The following is an 18777-nucleotide window of genomic DNA, read 5'->3' on the forward strand; positions in this document are numbered from 1 at the left end:
TCACTAATTGATAATTATTCTATTATAATATTCAGAATATGTCAACGTATTTTTTAATAATTACTTTTTGAAAAACAAATCACCGATTTTTGATACGTTTGAATATTATTACATAAATAGATAGAATTTAATTAACTGACCTTATGAGGAGTGAAGGTATGAGCCAGATAAAAACATTAAATCGAGCATTAGACATTTTATTTATTTTAACGGAAGCAGAAGGGCCATTAACGGTAACAGAAATTGCTGAAAAAACAGCGGTTCCCGAAAGCACAACTTATCGACTAATTCAATCCCTTGAAAAAAAAGGCGTTATTCATAGGCATTCAGGACAAATTAGTTTAGGTATGCGTATATTAGATATGGCAAAAACAATTTATGAACAAATTGATCAAGATTTACTAACTCATGCTCAACCAATTATGGAAGAATTAACGAATAAAATTGATGAAACATCGATATTAGTCGTTAGAAGGGGCAATATTGGTGTAACGGTACACCATGTAGACGGTAGCCATCTTATTGGCTTTGTAGTAAGAAATGGTAGAACCCATCCATTACATTTAGGAGCCTCAGGTAAAGCCATTTTAGCATTTGAAACCCAAAAATATATTAATAGATTTATCACCGAAATCGATGTAAAGCACCATGAAAAGTTAATAAAAGATTTGGCTCAAATAAGAGATGATGGATATGTGAAGACGACTGGTGAGGTAGACTCGGATATTGTAGGTATTTCTGCACCTGTTTTTGATCGCATTAATAGGATTACCGCTAGCATTTCAATTGTTGGGCCAAAAGATCGATTTAATGAACAAGTTACAGAAAAAACAATGAATGCAGTAATTGGATCTGCTAAGAAGCTAACGCAGAAACTGTCGAATAAAGAATAAAAGGTTTCTATCATAAAACAAAGGGCTATCAAACAAGCCCCTAAAATAAAACAGGTAGAGAAAAATAAATAATATTCTCCACCTGTTTTAAGGAATCTAATAGTAACAAGCAAGTTTGAGGATAGTAAAGGTTTGTCATATTCCCATATTCTTAGAAAATAGAAAAGACCCTCCAGTTTTTAAAAGTCTCTTCGATAGAATTTTTCCGAATACAAACATAACTATCATTTTTAAGGTTTATGAGGTGTCAAATGCGGTATTTTCGGCTTTTTACAAAATTTTTGGGGAAACTTGGGTTGGTATATAAAAAATAACCTGATAGATATTCTCTACCAGGTTTGTTTTCTAAAAATATTAGTCCGTAAAGGAGATGGTTTCCTAAATAATTTGTTTTAAAAAATCTAAATTAGTTACTGATTTAATCATTGCCCGCAAATATGCTTCTCTATTCATTTTTTCAAATTCCCAATTTACACCTTTTGATAAAGCATATTCCCGAATAAATATGCGAACAACTCTTCCATTCCCCCCCTCGAAACGGATGAAGCATATTGAGTTCAGAATTAAAATATGCCAAACGAGTTGCTGCATATTCTAATGAATTCCATACAGCCTCCTTATTTAACTGACGAAATAACTCATATGAATAAATGTTTATAAACTGTGCTTGACAAAAGCGAGTACTGCCTTTCATCAATTAAACATCACGAAATTGACCAGCAAACGAATATATATCTTGAAAAAGATGATAATGTAACTTTTTAAAGCTTTTTTCATTAAAGGAATCGATACTATATTGTTCTCGTTCTAATTCAACCATGCTACTATTTTCCATCTTTTATGATTCAGCTCCAGCCCCGTCCTGAATTATTTCAATCAACCTTTTAGCTCCTGGTGACAATTGCCGTAAAGAGGCAGTGACCATTCCAATCGAACGATAATAATTCCCTTCAAGAGGAATGACCCGTATGTTCTCCGGTAAATTGTACAAAATTAACTCAGGAAGAATACTGATCCCAAGATTGTTTGCTACCATCGAAATGATGGCAAAGTCTTCGGCAATTTCATATCTGACTTTTGGTTTAATTTTATGTTTCTTTAACACCCGACGTACATCTTTATCAATCGTTGATTTAGGCATGATAAAGCTTTCCTCTTCAATTTGTTTCAAATAAATCAATTCTTGTTCTGCAAGTGGGTGCTCGTCCGACATGATGCAAAGTAACCTATCTTTTTTTAATGGGATCGCTTCATGTGACTTTGAGATCGGCAGTGGCAAAAATCCAAAATCAATTGTGCCGTCAGCAAGCCATCGCTCTATTTTATCGTAGTTTCCTTCGAACAATTTCAATTCAATATTAGGATAATCCTCATCAAAACGATTGATGATTTGCGGCAACCATTGAATGGAGACACTTGGAAAAGTTCCAATACGTACAATTCCGATTTCTAAGCCATTAATTTTACTCACTTTTTGCATTAGTTTTTCATTTAAATTTAAAATTTCTTTTATGTAGACCAAAACATTTTCCCCGTTGCTCGTTAATTTAATGCCTAATCTCCCACGAGTCAACAGTTCAAAGCCGAATTCAGACTCTAAACTCGCAAGCGCATGGCTCACGGCCGATTGACTGAGTCCGATTTCCTGTGCTGCTTTTGATAAGTTTCCTGCTTCCACAACCGTTCTAAAAATTTCATACTTATTTAACGGCATTTTTAGCCCTCCAACTATTAATTATATTCATACTTCATATTATAAATATTCATTTGACTTATACAAGCATTATTCTTTATAATATACCTAATATCTTAGTGAATTAGTAGGAATTATCAGATTAGAAAGTGAGTGATCGATTTGAGCATCGCACATCATGTCATTCCACCTTATTCCATGGAAGTAATGACCGCTAAATTATTTAATGAATTAGAAGCAGAAGTTGTCGCTAACTATAAAGAAAAAGGAAAAGAACTTTTGCAACAAGGTGTCAAGAACTTCGGCTACAAGGACGCAGAAGACATCGCCATCCAAGCAACCAAGGAAGGCGAGAATCATAAATTATTTGATTATATCCCGAAAAATCATCAACAGAAAAATAATTTTGAAGGACTTACCTCTTTCGCCTTATTCGCCAAACTGTTTGCCCAAATCACGAAAATTTTTATGGACACATACGGCGATGAAGGGGAAAAAGTAATGGAGAAGGCCGTTTGGAATTTTGGTAAAAAACGTGGCGAAGGGATCAAACAACGCGCACGCGTTCAAGGTAAAAACAATACAATCGACCAATATTTAGAAAACTACGATATGGGAAGAAGCGACTTATTCGAATACGAAACGATCCACCGACCAGAAGAAATCGAGCAAACATTCACCATTTGCCCGTTTGGCCAGCAATGGGCTGATGATAATATGCATAAATACGGCATCGTTTATTGCCGAATGATTGACCCTTCCATCGCCAAAGGATTTAACGAGAAATTTAACGTCGTACACGATCAATACGTCTTGAAAGAAGGCCAATGTCACTTTCGTTTTCAATTAAAAGAGGAAGAAAACGATAAATAATTTTTACCTAGTGGTTAGTGGTACAAGCCCTAACCATGATTTATCTATTAAAACCAACTAATCAGATTTGACTAATGTTTTATAAAAGGGGATAGTTAAACGATGAACTTTACAGGCTCTACAATTGTTTTTGTAGAAATCATACTGTACCTGCTTCTCATGCTCGGAGTAGGTATCTATTTCAGTAGAAAAAAATTGGATCATGCCGACTTCTTTCTTGGAGGGAATAAACTTCCCGGATGGGCACTTGCATTTTCAGAAAGAGCAACAGGTGAATCAGCCTATATGTTTCTTGGTGCAGTCGGTTTTATTTATGTAACAGGATTATCAGGAATTTGGATTTTATCTGGGATGTTTTTTGGAATTATTGCATCATGGTTTTTCTTAGCAAAACGATTTATGAAAGAAACAAAAAAACATCAAGTTTATACGTTAACAGATTATATTGCCGTAAAATTTCCGAACCACAGTAATATTATTCGATGGTTATCCGCAATAATTATGGTTACTTTCTTTACTTGTTATTTAGCAGCACAATTTTCAGGTGTCGGAAAAACGCTCTATTCCTTTTCAGGACTTGATATTACGATTGGTACCACCGCTATCGCCCTAATCATTATTGCCTATGCATGCATGGGAGGATTCATGTCAGTTGTTTGGACGGATACAATCCAGAGTTTCCTCATGGTTGCCGCTTTTATTATCGTTCCTATTGCTGGATATTTTGAAATCCAACAAGCTGATTTATCGATTTCATCCTCCTTAAGTTCAATGGGAAATGGTACGGACAGCTGGATAGGTGGTCTTACTGGCTTAGCACTTGGCGCAATGCTGTTCACTAATATTTCTTGGTTTTTTGGATGGCTAGGTGGGCAACCACAATTAAGTTCCAGATTCATGGCCTTAAAAGATGAGAAAGATTTAAGAACCGGGCAAATTGTCGCAGTTGTGTGGACACTCATTGTTTATGTCGGAGCATTTTTATCAGCCATTTTTGCCTCTGTTATTTATCAGCAAGGAACGATTGAAGATGCGGAAATGATCTTACCACATATGGTGTTTGACCTCTTACCACCATGGATTGCCGGCATCATTCTTGCCGGAATTTTAGCTGCGATCATGTCTACAGCTTCTTCTCAGTTGCTTGTGATCACCACCTCTGTGAGTGAAGATATTGTTCATAAAGCAATGGGGATGGAAATAACAAGTCGTACACTTGTAAAAATATCTCGTATCATTACGATATTAGCAGGCCTAATCGGGATTGTCGTATCACTCGCTTCCGGCTCGATTATTTACAGCATGGTAAGTTTCGCTTGGGCAGGAGTCGGAAATACATTTTCAGTCGTCATTTTACTTATCTTCTTTTGGAAAAAAACATCTGGCACCGGAATTGTCGCAACAATAATAACTGGATTTTTCAGCGCAATTTTATGGTCCATTTCGCCATTAGAAGCAATCATATCTGCAAAAGCTGCAACTTTCTTCATTTGTTTAATCGTCGGGATAGTAGTAAGTCTTTTATATCCAGAGAAAAAGGTACATTCAGCAAATACCGCTTTTTTAGTAAAATAGAAATGGATAAACACCTTCCGGATATCTGGAAAGGTGTTTTTTCATAGAAAATGATTGGATAATTCCTTCTATGTTTGCACTCCAATCTGGATTTTATCCAGCCACTAAGCATGTTCTATTCACCACTTTGCCATTGGACAAAAAACCGTACCTAAAAATAATGACCTTTCTTAGCAGGTGATCGAACCAATTTATATAATTCGTCCAGCGCATGGTCACAACTCTTTTCTTGATACATTCGTTCCCATAATTTCAAATCCTCCCTCCGTAACAAATCAAGTTCACGCATGAAAGAATAGACATCATACTCGATCTCTAACTGTTTCCTCCGATGAGTTAAAACACCACTGCTCCACTCCGATGTAAGCCTTTTTGGCACTCGCTTCTCAATCATATTTGCAAACATTAATTCCGCGTAAATCCAAGGGGAACGTGTGACAGCATCTTTGACTGAATTCAATGAATTCACAAACATAAAACATTCCGTTTGATTAATCACTTTTACAAGCGCCATTGCTAACATGATATACACATGACTCGTTGAAAAATTCCGCCGCCTATAATCATACGCAATCCGCTCACGATCTAAACTATATCGCTCATCTATCACTGATAACAGTTCATCCGCACTCTCCCATACAGCGGAATCAACAAAGACAGAAACCCCAAGTTTTTCCTGCATCCAGCCGACAAATGCTTCAACCTCATCCAAATCTTCATGGGAATGGGAAATAAACACATCGTACGCCGACACAGGAAACCAGTCTTTTTCTAGCGCGTCCCCAATCAACGCTCCTGTGTCAGGATTGATATAGTTATCCAAACACCTTTTGGCGGCCGCCCCCTGCTGACCAATGATTTCCTGACCCAAACTTTGATATGAAATAACCCCAAACCCATGCGTCAACTCAACTTTAAATCCTTTATACATCGTGATCCCTCCTTCATTAAAACAACAAGCACGCACTTCTAGTACGGATAAATTCGAATTCTTACGGTTAAACCGGATAACCATCAAAAAAACTATTTCTCCAACTCTTTCAATCTAAAAAAATTAATCTCCTTCCGCAACTCCTCATGGATAACTATCCTAACTTTTGCAGGAGTTTTATAATCCACTCTACTCATTTCAAACGTCCAAATCATTATTTCTACCAATTCCTGTGGCGTCCCATAAAAATTTCTGTAACGAGTGATCCCCGTTCCAAATAACGGTACAACAACTGTCTGCCCTTGCCGATATCGATCGGCCTCTTCCCAAAACGTAAGTAAGCATTGTACATATTCCGTTAAACTCACCCCCGCCTCTCCTCGATCATTCATCTTAGAAAAAGCTACCAAAAAATAATCGCCATCCTTAAATACACTCCCCAACCGATAATAAACTCGCTTCCCTCCCTCCACCCACCTCTCGCGCGAACCAACAACATTCCCATGCAACCCCTCATCCGCAGCCATCCGTCCGTCCAACTTTTCTAAAGATAGCCCATCCGGATACTTCCCTAAAAGATATTTACCATGTAGTGAATAACGAGAAACAACCTTCCCATCCACCAACGTGTCAAAAAATTCATTGAACGGAATGGCCTTGAAATCACTCATCGGCTGTGTAAATATATCTCCGACCATCACTTTCACAACCGATTGATTAATCGTTAATCGCACAGAACGAGCATACACTTTCCGCACAAAAAAATTCACCACCCATAAGAACGACACCAATAGCACAATCACAAACAAAGTGACCTTATGCTCCCGGACAAAACCCACTCCATCCAAAAATGTCAATGCAATAGTTGCTAGGGAAAATAGACAACCCGGTAAAAGGAACGCTTCTTTCCAAAATCGTTTACTAACGACAAGTTCCCGTACTTTTTTCATCAGCCGCTCTCCCCTTTCCCCTATAAAGTGAAACAACAAGTCGAAAAACCAACGTGAAAAATAAAATACTTTTATTAGAGACATTGGCCATGCCTTTAAAACGAATGCCTAGTTGCACTTATGCAGGAGAAAAAATTTTATTTTTTTCTATCTGTCAAAAAATTTTCTCCAAAATCTTTCCTTTTTCTCACCGTAGATCACCTTAGTAAGTAAAAGGAGGAGATGTAAAATGAAAGTTTCTATTGATTACAAGGATTCAAATATTATTTCCATACTCGACACTTTAACAATGATGCCTAATAATCTTGATCTCATTAAGGCACGGGACGTATGGGATATCTCGAAACAAGGAGAAGGAAATGTCGTTGCAGTTTTGGATACAGGAGTGGACACAGACCACCAAAGTTTAGCCCGAAATATAATTGGAGGGTGTAACTTTTCGGACGACGATCAAGGTGACCCAACCATATTTGAAGATTATGAAGGGCACGGCACACATGTGGCGGGAATTATCGCTGCATATCAGGACAATGGAAGGGGAATTTTTGGTGTTGCACCAAAAAGTAAATTGCTTATATTAAAAGTAATGAACCGAAATGGCGTTGGCACTATCAACTCTATTATTCAGGCAATCGACTACGCAATGAATTGGGTGGGACCAAATGGGGAAAAGGTAAAGATCATCAATATGTCGCTCGGTGGACCGTCACCAAACGAAACATTACACAGAGCAATCAAAGCAGCTAGACAAAAAGGGATCACAATCGTTGCTGCTGCAGGTAATTCCGGAGATGGAGATCCTAATTCTTTTGAACGATCCTACCCTGGGTTCTATCAAGAAGTAATCCAAGTCGGCTCCGTTAACCAAAATCTTGAACCATCGTTTTTTTCAAACAACAATGTAAATATCGACTTTGTTGCTCCGGGTGAAAATATTTATTCCACTCATTTAGATAATAAATTTGTAAAACTTACAGGTACTTCCATGGCTGCCCCATATGTTGCAGGCTCTGTTGCGCTCATCTTGAACATGATGGACCGATCAAAATCCGTCATGGTTCCCTACATGGTTTATCACTATTTACTTACACATGCAAAAAAGCTGAACTACTCCATTCATTCAGTTGGAAATGGCTTCATACAATTAACATCAGAAAAAAAGCTTATCCTTGGGACCTTAGTTACACCAAAAAAACTCAAAGTCCTGTAAAAGTTGTCTTAAAAAGTTGATAAATACATCCCTAAACTCACTCTATTATAATAACGGTTTTCATAAAGTGGTTATCTAGAAATGGCGCCTTTCTAGATGAATCAACTTAGCACTAACTAAAAAGATAAATAGATGTTTAAATGTAAAATAAACGGGTAAATAACCAGTAAATGTAAAAAATATTATGAATATTTGGAACTAGTAAAAATATCTTTATCTACTCAATAATTCGACCCGGATGGAGACAAGAATCATAACGAAAAAATACTTTTCTCTGAAATCGGGTTATTTTTATCCGCAAAAATGCCGTCCTTTATGAGAATCTGACAGTCTTTGCTAGAACATCTTATGAGTGAGGGGGGAAAAAATGGTGACACATCAAGAAAAGCTAAAAAAATTTTATCTGGAAAACGATGCCTTGATGCAAAATGAAGTGATTCAAAGTTTCCTAAAATCGGCCAAGAATGAACAGTTGTTAGCACAGGTTCTCATGGATCCCTCCGATAAAAATACAAAAGAATTAGACAAACAATTTAAAGAGTATTATTTAAAAATCAAAATCATAAAATATATTAGTAGTTTAATATACTTTTACACGATCGACTTTGACAAGAAAAATAATCGAAGAAACAGTCGATTTACGCTAATACTAGACGCACCCAAACAACAAAACGATAATGATAACCCAGTAAACGTCATCGATGTCCAACCTTCCAAACATACTACCGAAACAGCCTACTTCGAAAACATGCAAACCTTTCAAGAACTTATCGAAAGTACTAGGCTGTATAATGCCTACCAAAAGCTGACAAGCAAGCAGAAAGAAGTATTGAACCTCATTTATATCCAAGAATTTACGATGAAGGAAATCGCACGATTATATGAAGATACACCACAAAATATCTCCAATATCCATAAACGAGCTTTAAAAAAGATAAAGGAATCTTTTGAGGAAGATCGGGGGTGAACGTTGTGGAAATGATTTATAGTACAACCAACTTGAAAAATGTATATGATGATAAAAATTGGGAAGATATTTTGAATGACTTTCAAGTGAAAATAAACTATAACCTGCAAAAGGTTCCTGCAAACGATCGCGATGACTTAGAACAAGAAATCAAGCTAAAAATAATCGAAAAAGTAAACAACCTTTTAGTAAAGAATAACACACCTGGCTTTTGGGAGTTCCTATCCATCCAGACTAAAAAGGATCAAGGTTCTTACTCGATTCATTAAAAAGTTCAATGAGGCTGGGGCAAAAGTGTTTTCACCAAAGAAAAACCTGAACAATGGTAGCTGCATATAACCCGCTCTGGAAATATACTACGCTTTCCGCGGGCGGCTGGTGAGCCTCCTCGTGCTAGTGCACTGTGGGGGCTCACCGATGCCTTTCCTCCCGCGACGCACAGGACGTGCTAGTGTCGGGCGTTGGTCACAAACGCTTTTCGATGGGACGAACGAAGTGCAGTCCCAGGACGTGACCACTTTTAGCCGACCAGGAGTCTACGTATATTTCCTCCGCTAAGGTAATACATTGTTCGTCTTTAGATTTGGTCGTTTTAGTTATGTCCCAGCCCCTTTCTAGCTGCGAAAAGTCACCCAAAAATTCTCACTACCTCCAAGCATTGTATTGCAATCGACTTATAGGGAAAGCAATTTTATACTCAGATATTAAAATATGCTTAACGAGCTCTGCTACTTATATCTCACTTCTATAATACTCTATGTGGTATAAGCATTAATGACAATTGTGGAAACAAAATAACTATTAGCAGTACGATAAGCATGATAATGATAAAAGGTAGTACAGATTTAATGACTTCTTCTAATGGTTCTCTAGTGATTCCTGCTACGGCAAATAAATTTAAACCAACTGGAGGTGTAATCATCCCAATCTCTAAATTAATTGCCATCACAATAGCAAAATAGTATAAATTTATATCCATAGCCGTTAATACTGGTAAAAGTATTGGAGTAATAATTAATATGACCGACAATCCATCTAAAAATGTCCCTAAAATTAATAACAATAAGCTGACAAGTAATAAAAATCCAAGTGGATTTAGATATAATTCTGATATCCAAAGTGATACTTGTTGAGGAACCTGATTTAATGTTAAATACATTGAAAAAATAGAAGCAGCTGCAATAATTAAATAAACCATTGATGAAGTATAAACTAAATCCCTAAAAATTTTATGGATGTCTTTTATCTTAATTTCTTTATATACAAAGACACCTATCATGAAAGCGTAAAAAGCTGCAATTACTGATGTTTCTGTTGGAGTTGCAATCCCTCCATATATACAATAAAAAATAATTACCGGAAGTAACAATCCCCAAATCGCTTTTAACGTTTTCTGTTTACGTTCTTGCCAACTTGCTGCTGGTAATCTGCCAAACCTATTTTTCCTAGCATAAATAACTGCAGAGACTAGTAATGCAAACCCAAATAACAACCCGGGTATAAGTGAAGCAATAAAAAGGTCCCCTACTGAAGTATTAGTAATTGTCCCATAAACAATTAGACCAATACTTGGAGGTATTAGAGATCCTAAAGTTCCCGAGGTAGCTACTAACCCCATTGAATATTTTTTATCATAACCAGCCTGTATCATTCCAGGGATCATTATTGTCCCAATTGCAACTACTGTAGCAATGCTCGAACCAGAAATAGAGGCAAAAACCATACAAGTTAACACCGTAACAATCGCCATACCACCTGGAATATGACCAATCCATGCTTTTAAACAGTCTAAAATATACCTAGATATACCACCTGTTAGCATTAATACACCGGTTAGGATAAACCCAGGTATAGCCATTAAAGAACTACTATTTATTCCAAAAAACAACTTTTCTATTAATGTTACTACGTTAAAATCTTGGTATAATAACATAATCAAAGATGATAAAGCCAAAGAAAATGCAATAGGTACCCTTATGATACAAAGGAAGATAAATATAGCAAAAAGAAAAAAAGTCATAATATCACCACACTTTAATTAGTTTCAATCTAAATTTTTATAGCCAATAATCTTTCCCAAAGTCCTGATTGCCATAAAAAATCCCGACAAGGGCAAGATTGCGTATACGATAAATAATTGAATGCCAATATTGGAGTACTCACCTGTTAGATACTTGTCTTTAACTAAGATTGCGCCATAAATAACCATAAATACTAAAAATAACAACACAAAAATATTTGATAATATGTTAATCATATTCTTTATCGTTCCGGAGAAAACTTGATATACTACGTCAACCTTTATGTGTTGGTTATCCCTTATCGCAACTGCTGAACCTAATAATACTCCCCAGATAATAAAATATCTTGCAGCCTCATCTTGCCAAGTCGTGGATAAACCTAAAAAGTAACGCATAATTACTTGTAGAAATAAAATAGTCAAACCTACAATAATAAAACCACCTGATATATAATCTTCTAATTTAATAAATAGATTGTTTAGCCTTTTCATTTTTTCACCTACTTATATTAAAAAAATCTAATTTTATAGGTAAAAGTCAAGCATAACATCATTTACCTCCCACTATGCTTGACTTCTATCCATGCACATTATTTCCCGAAATTTAAAGCAGCATCAAAAATATCTGCACCAATAGACTCTCTATATTGATCATATAAAGGGTTCATTGCTTCCTTAAATGCTTCCAGCTCCTCAGTACTTAATGTTGTTATTTCAATCCCTGAATCCTCTAATGTTTGTAAATCTCGTGCTTCTATATCACTTACAACACTAGCAATCTCCTCTTCCACTTCATCGATAATTGTTTCTAACTCTACTTTAATATCTTCTGGTAACCCATCCCAAAACTCTTTATTTGTAATAAACGGATAGCTTCCTGGAGCATGATTTGTCACTGTTAAATAATCTTGTACTTCAAATAAATTTGCTGTTGCTATTTCTGTAAATGAATTTTCTTGCCCGTCTATTGTACCTTGTTGTAAAGCCATATATAATTCACTATAAGGTAACACAACTGCGCTAGCTCCTAACATTGTATATTGCTCTTCAAGTAAGCCACCTGCCATCACTCGCATTTTTAAGCCTTCTAAATCTTTTGGACTGTTTACTGGTCGTTTTGAGTTTGTAATTTGTTTAAAGTTACCGAACCAAGTGCTTAAAATTTTTAAATTATTTTTCTCAATTTTACTTCTTAATAAAAGCCCTTCTTCACTTTTGTCAAAATTTCTTAGTTGCTCCGTACTTTCAAATAAAAATGGCATATTGTAAAGTTGGTATGCTGGATCCATTCCAACTAAAGCTGCTGTAGGACCTGATAACATTTGAATATTTCCTGCTTGTAATGCCTCTAACCCTTCATCGATATCAAATAAAGAGGAGTTAGGATACACTTCTACTTCTACAGATTCTCCAAGACGCTCTTCAACAAGTTCTTTAAATAAATCTGCTCCTATTCCTTGTGGGTGATCCTCAGATGCTTCATGTACTAATTTAATCGTAATAGCATCATTTCCTTTTCTATCTTGTTCCCCAGTTTTATTACCATTTGATGAACATGCAATTAATAACATACTAATAGTTGTGAATATAAATAATATTTTTTTCATAATACTATCTCCTTTTTCATATCTTTGTTACCTATTCGACTAATTTAAAGCGCTTTCAAATCTGGTATAAGATTTTTATTCATTAAAAATTGATGGTAGTCTAGGTAAATCAAGAATATTTATTAATCCAGCTTGCGACTCTATAATTAACGGAATCATGTTGATAATCATTGCAACTGTTCCAATGCCACCCGGTATTTCTGGTTCTATCTTTACCTTAATATTTGGTACACCCTGTATTTCAACTTCATCCTTCGTTTCAGGATAATTATTGGCACAAACCTGTTGTGGATGTTCGAATGTTATTACTTTATTATTTTTAAAATGGGCAACAGCTTTATGATTACATCCAATAACATTTCCTTTATCTATTATTTCACCTTGAACAGTAACTTTTTCATTTGTAATGATTGGTTCTTTTTCTTCCTTTAAACGAATGAGTTCCCATTTAAATGCTTTTGCAATTAGATGAATAGACTGTGCAAATCCCACATGACCTACAACTTTTTTACTGCGAACATCTTCTTCAAATTCCTTTACGGATAATCCTACACCTTGGCTTCTCAAAACAGTTGTGCCAAATTCAGAAAGATCATTTACTCTTGTAGCTTTAATTTCATTAATATTTAAACATGTATTTGATAGTACAATGATAAATAAGTCTAGGATAAAGCCTGGATTTATGCCTGTACCTAATATAGTAATATTTTTATTTAGTGCTAATTTATTTAATTTATCAGCAATCTCTTTATTAGTTGCCTCTGGGTAAGACATTTCCTCGGCAATTGTCAGGATATTCACTTCTTTATTTGCCAATTCCACTAAGAGTGGTTCTATTTGGATTAAAAATGAAGCTGAAGTGACAATTGCTAACTCAACATCTTTCCACTCAATATCTTCTAGTGAATTGTAAATAGGTATTTGTTTATTATCCTTAATATAATCATTAGTAAACTTACCCTTATACATAGGATTAGTATCAATAACTGCCTTCACATGGACAGTTTCTTTTTTATTTAATTCTTCTATTGTTTTTGTCCCCATTGCTCCAAAACCAACAACAACTATATTTGTCATTTTCTCCCCCTAAAAATCAGCCGGATTTATTACGGAAATTATTATAGCTTCACCCTTACCTGAATTAACTACATTATGTGGCGTATTTTCAGGATAATAAATGCTATCTCCTTCTTCTAACTTATATACTTCATTATTAATCGTAAATTCAACTTGTCCTTTATTAATAAAACAACATTCTTGACCTTTATGTCCAATCGGATTTTCTCCAAGTCTTCCTCCTTCTTCAATACGAGTGAGTAATAATTGAAATTCACTAACAGATGAAGGCGACAACATTTCATATGTGAAATTAGAATTTGGTAACATTATTTTTTTTCTTTCTTTACGTCTTATTACTGTACTTCCTTTTTCTATTTCATCATTAAAAAAACTAGTCATCGGTATATCGAAAACGTTTGCTATGTTTTTCAGCATTGTAATGGAAGGGCTTGAAATATTTCTTTCTACCTGACTGATATGACTATTACTTATACCAAGTTTTTCAGCTAATTCTTTAATTGACATATTTTTTTCTTCTCGGATATATCTTATTTTCTTACCTAAATCCATTTTTATCTTACCCCTTCAATAATAATTAGTATAACTTTATCACAACAAGGGGTTAACTGTCAATGAATTTATTAACTAAAAGTTAATTGAAATGTGATTTACATACATATTTTCAGAGCCATATAAGCATAAAATCTCGCTGCCTTTATTACTTCAGAAACAGGAATTTGTTCATCATTTGCATGAGCATATTTAATATCCCCTGGGCCACAAACAACACTCGTAATCCCAGCAGTACTTAACTGAGCCGCATCCGACCAACCTTGGAAAACCCCTAAATCAGAGTCCACATTAAAAAGTTTCTGCATACCATTTTGTAAATCTTTAACAAAAACATGTTCACTCGGTGTGCTAAGTGGAACATGAACTCCTGTCGCTTCAGACATTCTTCTAACATCTGCTTTAAATGTTGGATCTTTTTTATGAAGTTCATTAATTATTTTTTCAAAGTCTTGCTTCATGGATTGAGTTGATTCACTCGGTACCCATCTACGATCAATACTTATTTTACATGTGTTCGGTATGACATTAGGATCAACACCACCTTGAATCACTCCTATATTTAATGTCGGTTCACCTAGAAGCGGATCTTTTTTCTTTTTTAGGTCGTTAATTAACTCTTTTTCAATCAGATGAATTAATTTTGTAGCTTGACTTATCGCATTTACTCCTTTTTCTGGAGTACTTCCGTGAGAAGATTGACCATGTACTGTAATTTCAATCCATTCCATCCCCTTATGCCCTATCATAATTTGCAGGTTAGTAGGTTCGCCTACTATCGCATAATCAGCAAGTGGATATTTTTGATCTACTATTCTTTTCGCACCAATACACCTTTGTTCTTCATCAATAACACCCGTGAAAAGTAATTTTCCACGTAATGAAATATTTGCTCTTTTTATTGCTACAACCGCTATCATCATTGCAGCAATAGCTCCCTTCATATCAACAGCACCTCTTCCATAGACTAACCCTCCATGGATTGTCGGATTAAAAGGGTCTGTCATATTATAAGAGGGAACTGTATCCGTATGACCATTTAACATTAGGTTTTTCCCTTTAGCCCCCTTTCCCAATGTAGCGTAAATATTAGGTCTTGAATCAGTGACAAAGTCAAGTTCTGAATCTATACAATCTGCTCGGAAAAATGAATCAATAAACTTACATATTGTTAATTCATCCGTATCACTTTCTTTGTGACTTTCAATTCTGATTAAGTCTAACAATAAATCACTAACTTCTTTTTCACTTATTTCTTGATCTACTGTCTTAAATGCTTGATCAACTTTTATTGTCACTTTAAACTACTCCTTTTCTTTGTACTAAGTTTAAAAAAGATTTTATAAAAAGCCTCGGATCAAAGTATGTGTTTACTCCGTTTGAACCTTAGTCTTAGTTATATTGTAGAGGACGTGCTAGCACGGTTATTGCAAAAAACGTAGCTAAAATAAAAATGTTTTAACTCTATCAATAGACCATTTAGTTTCATCTGATAAAAATTTTATTTCACTGTCTGTTAATTCTACCTTGTCCATTTTATTGTTAACTTTAAAATTAATAAATGAGCCTCTTAAATAATCCAAATCCACATCCTTAATACTAAGTTGTGATATATTTTCAGGGATGATGATATTTTCACCCGGAATATTATTTTCTGGATTACCTCTCATTATTTTAACGCCATTTTCTTTAGCAAAAGTTAATTGTGCTGTAGGATGCTTTCCTGCACCTGTATATTCTGTTTCTTGAACAACAATTATTTGATCTGATCTCATTTCTTTCGCAAGTGAAATAGCTGCAGTCAACGATGTATTTCCCGCTGGTCCTCTTTCCATTCCTTCCAATTGAGCAAGCATTTCTGTTGTATAGAACACTTCACCTTGTGATATTAAAACATATCTATCAAGATATCTTAGTGGTCTAGCAGCACTAAAAGGGACATCTACACGATCAGGATTAATTGAAAAAGGTATTCCAAATCCCGTATGACCTGTAGTAAATGATTTTCGATTAAAATCTTGATCACTTGCCATATGGAGCCCTTTTAAATCAACACTTGCCCCGATAACTTGCGTATTACTTGCCCCGGCTTTTATTAACCCTCTTGCTGTTCCCGTTACATTTCCACCACCTGCATTTGTAACAATGACTGCATCTGGAAACTGATTAAATCTAGTTTGACATTCTTCCGCTATTTCATAGCCTAATGTTTCAACACCCGCTATAGATAATGGTGAGTACAATGATGCATTAAAATACCCAGTTTCTTTTAGCGTACTAAGAAAAGTAAAGAACAATTCAGGACCAACTGTTAATTGAATAACTTCTGCACCATAAGAAGCACAAGCTCGACTTTTCTCTAAAATTTCGGGTTGACCTACTTTATTACTATCAAATACTTCTTGGATAATAATCGCTTTCAATCCGTGCATTGCTGCTTGTGATGCTACCGCTGCTCCAAAATTTCCACTCGTAGCACATACAACACCTTCGTATCCTTTCTCTTTCGCTTGATGAATGGACAAAGAAGCCCTTCTATCTTTAAAACTACCTGAGGGATTACAAGCTTCATCTTTAATAAAGATTTTAGCTCCATAACCCTTTTTTGATATTTTAGAAATAAGTTTATTTATATTTTTCATTTCGACTAGTGGAGTATTACCCACCTTATTTGAATTTTGAATATCCCTAATTTTATCAATCGAATAAGAATAGTGATTCATCATTTGATCATAGTTAAATCCAATTTGATCAAATTTATACTTCAAAAAGTCAATTCCTAAAGAACTTTTAATAATTTCATTTTTTTCTTGTATGATTGCTTGATACAAATTAGTCGTTATGGGAATCCCCTCCAGTCTCTTCATGAAGTATAGCGTTTAACTCTCGTCCAATCGTTAACAACTCTTGGATAGGCTGTCCATAATGATGCGTAAATTTTGGTTTTCTATTGACTAAAGTTCCAATATGCCGACGCCCTATAACCGATATAATGGAGGCTTCATCTCCTACATTTGAACTCTTTTCTAAAAAACCTTGAACATATGAAATTAACGGCACAATTTTTGTATCTTCCGGCAATTTCGCAACTCTCTCATCTGCCTCAAGAATTACCTTTTCGATTTCTACCCAATCACCTTTTATCGCCTTCATAAAATCCTCCTTTCTAAAAGTCAATCTCTAAAGTTGTTGGAAAATGAAATAAATAACTAACATCCCACCCTAAAAAGGATTATTTCAGATGGAATTTATTCCCTACTGAACCTATTCCACATTTTTCGTAATTAATCGACATTTTCTGACATCTACACAGTAAGGATTTTTATTTCGCGCAAGAAATAATCTTATAGTTATTTTATTCACTTTTAATTAATTTATCAAAGATTATTTTAACTGTCAATGTATTATTTAATTATAAGTTAATTTTCACTTTATTAAGGATATGGTCAGGGGTTTAAAATTTGCTTAGATATCAAGCCTCAACAGTTTTATATAAAATGAACAAAATAAAAAAGACCTTTACATTGATGAAAACCTCATCTATCGAAACCACTTCTCGTCAATTGTTAAAGAACTTTTTCTATAAATGTAAAATACCCTTGCATTGAAATTTAATTGCAAAGGTATTTTAATTTTTTTGCCCTCTTCTCCCCTACACCATCTCCTCCAACTTCCTCCTCACCTCTTCATTCCCTAATTTCCGTCTCACTTCCCGACCCCAGCTTTTCACTGCGTCTGCCGATACATTTTCTAGTTCCATAATTTCCTTTATCGACAAATCTGCAATAATAAAATATTGCACCCATTTCCACTGATTTTCAGTCAGCCTTCCACGAACTTCTTCCCAAAATGCCTTATCCTCAAGTACTATGCCAGTGATAGTAGCAACTGGCACCCCAGATCCACGATGACGATTTCCTTCATCTATTCGTGTCAACACTTCCCGCGCAGCTTTACCATCCAACTCCGCCTCACGCATTTTTTTCCGCAATAAATCCATTAATCTATATCTGATCTGATAATTAAGAAATGTTCCAAATTCTCCCTGACTAGGCTTATATCCTTGATACGCCTTCCACAATGCGAATATTCCTTCAGCATAAAATTCGTCATACCAGTCACCCGTTATTCCAAGTCGATGTATTTGAAAATGAATCCGGTCTTCATTCGCTTTAAAAAAAGCTTCAAAACCCCTGTCCATCCATGTTCCTCCTACTGATGTATTACCGCTCGAGCAAGTAACACTATCATAAGAAGGATTGTAACAACTTGCACATCAACGAATCTTATATATCTTGCTTTAAAAGATTCATTTCCTAAAGAAAAATAACACGTTATACGGCAATAACTTGTCATATGAAGCAAGTTATCGAATGTTACAGCACGATTAATTAATACTGCATGAATTATATACAATCCTAATCACCTA

The 18777-nt window shown here is 35.2% G+C and carries 19 protein-coding genes; 6 read left to right on the forward strand and 13 right to left on the reverse strand.

Annotated features, from left to right (window positions below; genetic code table 11):
- Positions 1-158 precede the first annotated feature (158 nt).
- The gene (locus DFR56_RS18405; protein WP_158525717.1) at positions 159-893 is read left to right on the forward strand and encodes an IclR family transcriptional regulator; all 735 of its coding nucleotides are present in this window, start codon (positions 159-161) and stop codon (positions 891-893) included.
- Positions 894-1590: 697 nt separating this feature from the next.
- Here DFR56_RS18405 and DFR56_RS23770 read toward each other — a convergent pair.
- Together DFR56_RS23770 and DFR56_RS18415 are read right to left on the reverse strand one after the other, a co-directional pair.
- Positions 1591-1713 (reverse strand): hypothetical protein, encoded by a 123-nt coding sequence (locus DFR56_RS23770; RefSeq protein WP_278250601.1) that lies wholly within the window; start codon positions 1711-1713, stop codon positions 1591-1593.
- An 18-nt stretch (positions 1714-1731) separates the two neighbouring features.
- Positions 1732-2607, reverse strand: a complete 876-nt coding sequence (locus DFR56_RS18415) for a LysR family transcriptional regulator (RefSeq protein ID WP_110396919.1) — start codon at positions 2605-2607, stop codon at positions 1732-1734.
- Between the two features lie 141 nt (positions 2608-2748).
- On the opposite strand from DFR56_RS18415, the gene DFR56_RS18420 reads away from it, so the two are divergent.
- Both DFR56_RS18420 and DFR56_RS18425 read left to right on the forward strand, forming a co-directional pair.
- On the forward strand, positions 2749-3459 hold the full coding sequence (locus DFR56_RS18420; protein ID WP_244916581.1) for an L-2-amino-thiazoline-4-carboxylic acid hydrolase: 711 nt from the start codon (positions 2749-2751) through the stop codon (positions 3457-3459).
- 102 nt (positions 3460-3561) lie between these two features.
- On the forward strand, positions 3562-5034 hold the full coding sequence (locus DFR56_RS18425) for a sodium/proline symporter (RefSeq protein ID WP_110396920.1): 1473 nt from the start codon (positions 3562-3564) through the stop codon (positions 5032-5034).
- A gap of 151 nt (positions 5035-5185) precedes the next feature.
- Here the strand turns inward: DFR56_RS18425 and DFR56_RS18430 are convergent, their stop codons facing one another.
- Complete coding sequence (locus DFR56_RS18430) at positions 5186-5965, reverse strand: hypothetical protein (RefSeq protein WP_110396921.1); 780 nt, start codon at positions 5963-5965, stop codon at positions 5186-5188.
- A gap of 92 nt (positions 5966-6057) precedes the next feature.
- On the reverse strand, positions 6058-6915 hold the full coding sequence (locus DFR56_RS18435) for a macro domain-containing protein (RefSeq protein ID WP_110396922.1): 858 nt from the start codon (positions 6913-6915) through the stop codon (positions 6058-6060).
- A 229-nt stretch (positions 6916-7144) separates the two neighbouring features.
- Between DFR56_RS18435 and DFR56_RS18440 the strand changes: the two genes are divergently transcribed.
- The 3 genes from DFR56_RS18440 (at position 7145) to DFR56_RS18450 (ending at position 9361) form a co-directional block, all read left to right on the forward strand.
- The gene (locus DFR56_RS18440) at positions 7145-8125 is read left to right on the forward strand and encodes a S8 family peptidase (protein WP_110396923.1); all 981 of its coding nucleotides are present in this window, start codon (positions 7145-7147) and stop codon (positions 8123-8125) included.
- 370 nt (positions 8126-8495) lie between these two features.
- The gene (locus DFR56_RS18445; protein ID WP_158525719.1) at positions 8496-9092 is read left to right on the forward strand and encodes a sigma-70 family RNA polymerase sigma factor; all 597 of its coding nucleotides are present in this window, start codon (positions 8496-8498) and stop codon (positions 9090-9092) included.
- Between the two features lie 11 nt (positions 9093-9103).
- Positions 9104-9361 (forward strand): hypothetical protein, encoded by a 258-nt coding sequence (locus tag DFR56_RS18450; protein ID WP_110396961.1) that lies wholly within the window; start codon positions 9104-9106, stop codon positions 9359-9361.
- A gap of 476 nt (positions 9362-9837) precedes the next feature.
- Here the strand turns inward: DFR56_RS18450 and DFR56_RS18455 are convergent, their stop codons facing one another.
- The 9 genes from DFR56_RS18455 to DFR56_RS18495 all read right to left on the reverse strand — a co-directional run bounded on the left by DFR56_RS18455 (position 9838) and on the right by DFR56_RS18495 (position 18549).
- Positions 9838-11112 carry a TRAP transporter large permease gene (locus tag DFR56_RS18455; protein ID WP_207518979.1) on the reverse strand — a complete coding sequence of 425 codons (1275 nt, stop codon included), beginning with the start codon at positions 11110-11112 and terminating at the stop codon, positions 9838-9840.
- 24 nt (positions 11113-11136) lie between these two features.
- Positions 11137-11604, reverse strand: coding sequence for a TRAP transporter small permease (locus DFR56_RS18460; protein ID WP_110396926.1), 468 nt, complete (start codon positions 11602-11604; stop codon positions 11137-11139).
- Positions 11605-11702: 98 nt separating this feature from the next.
- Positions 11703-12719 (reverse strand): TRAP transporter substrate-binding protein, encoded by a 1017-nt coding sequence (locus DFR56_RS18465; RefSeq protein ID WP_110396927.1) that lies wholly within the window; start codon positions 12717-12719, stop codon positions 11703-11705.
- A gap of 75 nt (positions 12720-12794) precedes the next feature.
- Positions 12795-13796 (reverse strand): NADP-binding protein, encoded by a 1002-nt coding sequence (locus DFR56_RS18470; protein WP_110396928.1) that lies wholly within the window; start codon positions 13794-13796, stop codon positions 12795-12797.
- Positions 13797-13805: 9 nt separating this feature from the next.
- The gene (locus DFR56_RS18475; protein ID WP_110396929.1) at positions 13806-14348 is read right to left on the reverse strand and encodes a helix-turn-helix domain-containing protein; all 543 of its coding nucleotides are present in this window, start codon (positions 14346-14348) and stop codon (positions 13806-13808) included.
- 98 nt (positions 14349-14446) lie between these two features.
- Complete coding sequence (locus DFR56_RS18480; RefSeq protein WP_110396930.1) at positions 14447-15646, reverse strand: M20 family metallopeptidase; 1200 nt, start codon at positions 15644-15646, stop codon at positions 14447-14449.
- A 144-nt stretch (positions 15647-15790) separates the two neighbouring features.
- Positions 15791-17215, reverse strand: coding sequence for a 2-amino-4-oxopentanoate thiolase subunit OrtB (gene ortB, locus DFR56_RS18485; protein WP_110396931.1), 1425 nt, complete (start codon positions 17213-17215; stop codon positions 15791-15793).
- Complete coding sequence (gene ortA, locus DFR56_RS18490) at positions 17181-17501, reverse strand: 2-amino-4-oxopentanoate thiolase subunit OrtA (RefSeq protein ID WP_110396932.1); 321 nt, start codon at positions 17499-17501, stop codon at positions 17181-17183. Before ortA ends, ortB begins: the two co-directional genes overlap by 35 nt.
- Positions 17502-18000: 499 nt before the next feature.
- The gene (locus tag DFR56_RS18495; RefSeq protein ID WP_110396933.1) at positions 18001-18549 is read right to left on the reverse strand and encodes a sigma-70 family RNA polymerase sigma factor; all 549 of its coding nucleotides are present in this window, start codon (positions 18547-18549) and stop codon (positions 18001-18003) included.
- Positions 18550-18777: the final 228 nt, after the last annotated feature.

Origin of the sequence: Pseudogracilibacillus auburnensis (genome assembly GCF_003201975.1) — a bacterium.
Taxonomy (GTDB): domain Bacteria; phylum Bacillota; class Bacilli; order Bacillales; family Amphibacillaceae; genus Pseudogracilibacillus; species Pseudogracilibacillus auburnensis.

Excerpts from the sequence above, each read along its gene's own strand:
- DFR56_RS18405 (WP_158525717.1), top strand. The coding sequence starts at position 159 with ATGAGCCAGATAAAAACATTAAATCGAGCATTAGACATTTTATTTATT.
- DFR56_RS23770 (WP_278250601.1), bottom strand. The coding sequence starts at position 1,713 with ATGGTTGAATTAGAACGAGAACAATATAGTATCGATTCCTTTAATGAA.
- DFR56_RS18415 (WP_110396919.1), bottom strand. The coding sequence starts at position 2,607 with ATGCCGTTAAATAAGTATGAAATTTTTAGAACGGTTGTGGAAGCAGGA.
- DFR56_RS18425 (WP_110396920.1), top strand. The coding sequence starts at position 3,562 with ATGAACTTTACAGGCTCTACAATTGTTTTTGTAGAAATCATACTGTAC.
- DFR56_RS18430 (WP_110396921.1), bottom strand. The coding sequence starts at position 5,965 with ATGTATAAAGGATTTAAAGTTGAGTTGACGCATGGGTTTGGGGTTATT.
- DFR56_RS18435 (WP_110396922.1), bottom strand. The coding sequence starts at position 6,915 with ATGAAAAAAGTACGGGAACTTGTCGTTAGTAAACGATTTTGGAAAGAA.
- DFR56_RS18440 (WP_110396923.1), top strand. The coding sequence starts at position 7,145 with ATGAAAGTTTCTATTGATTACAAGGATTCAAATATTATTTCCATACTC.
- DFR56_RS18450 (WP_110396961.1), top strand. The coding sequence starts at position 9,104 with ATGATTTATAGTACAACCAACTTGAAAAATGTATATGATGATAAAAAT.
- DFR56_RS18455 (WP_207518979.1), bottom strand. The coding sequence starts at position 11,112 with ATGACTTTTTTTCTTTTTGCTATATTTATCTTCCTTTGTATCATAAGG.
- DFR56_RS18460 (WP_110396926.1), bottom strand. The coding sequence starts at position 11,604 with ATGAAAAGGCTAAACAATCTATTTATTAAATTAGAAGATTATATATCA.
- DFR56_RS18465 (WP_110396927.1), bottom strand. The coding sequence starts at position 12,719 with ATGAAAAAAATATTATTTATATTCACAACTATTAGTATGTTATTAATT.
- DFR56_RS18470 (WP_110396928.1), bottom strand. The coding sequence starts at position 13,796 with ATGACAAATATAGTTGTTGTTGGTTTTGGAGCAATGGGGACAAAAACA.
- DFR56_RS18475 (WP_110396929.1), bottom strand. The coding sequence starts at position 14,348 with ATGGATTTAGGTAAGAAAATAAGATATATCCGAGAAGAAAAAAATATG.
- ortB (WP_110396931.1), bottom strand. The coding sequence starts at position 17,215 with ATGAAGAGACTGGAGGGGATTCCCATAACGACTAATTTGTATCAAGCA.
- ortA (WP_110396932.1), bottom strand. The coding sequence starts at position 17,501 with ATGAAGGCGATAAAAGGTGATTGGGTAGAAATCGAAAAGGTAATTCTT.
- DFR56_RS18495 (WP_110396933.1), bottom strand. The coding sequence starts at position 18,549 with ATGGACAGGGGTTTTGAAGCTTTTTTTAAAGCGAATGAAGACCGGATT.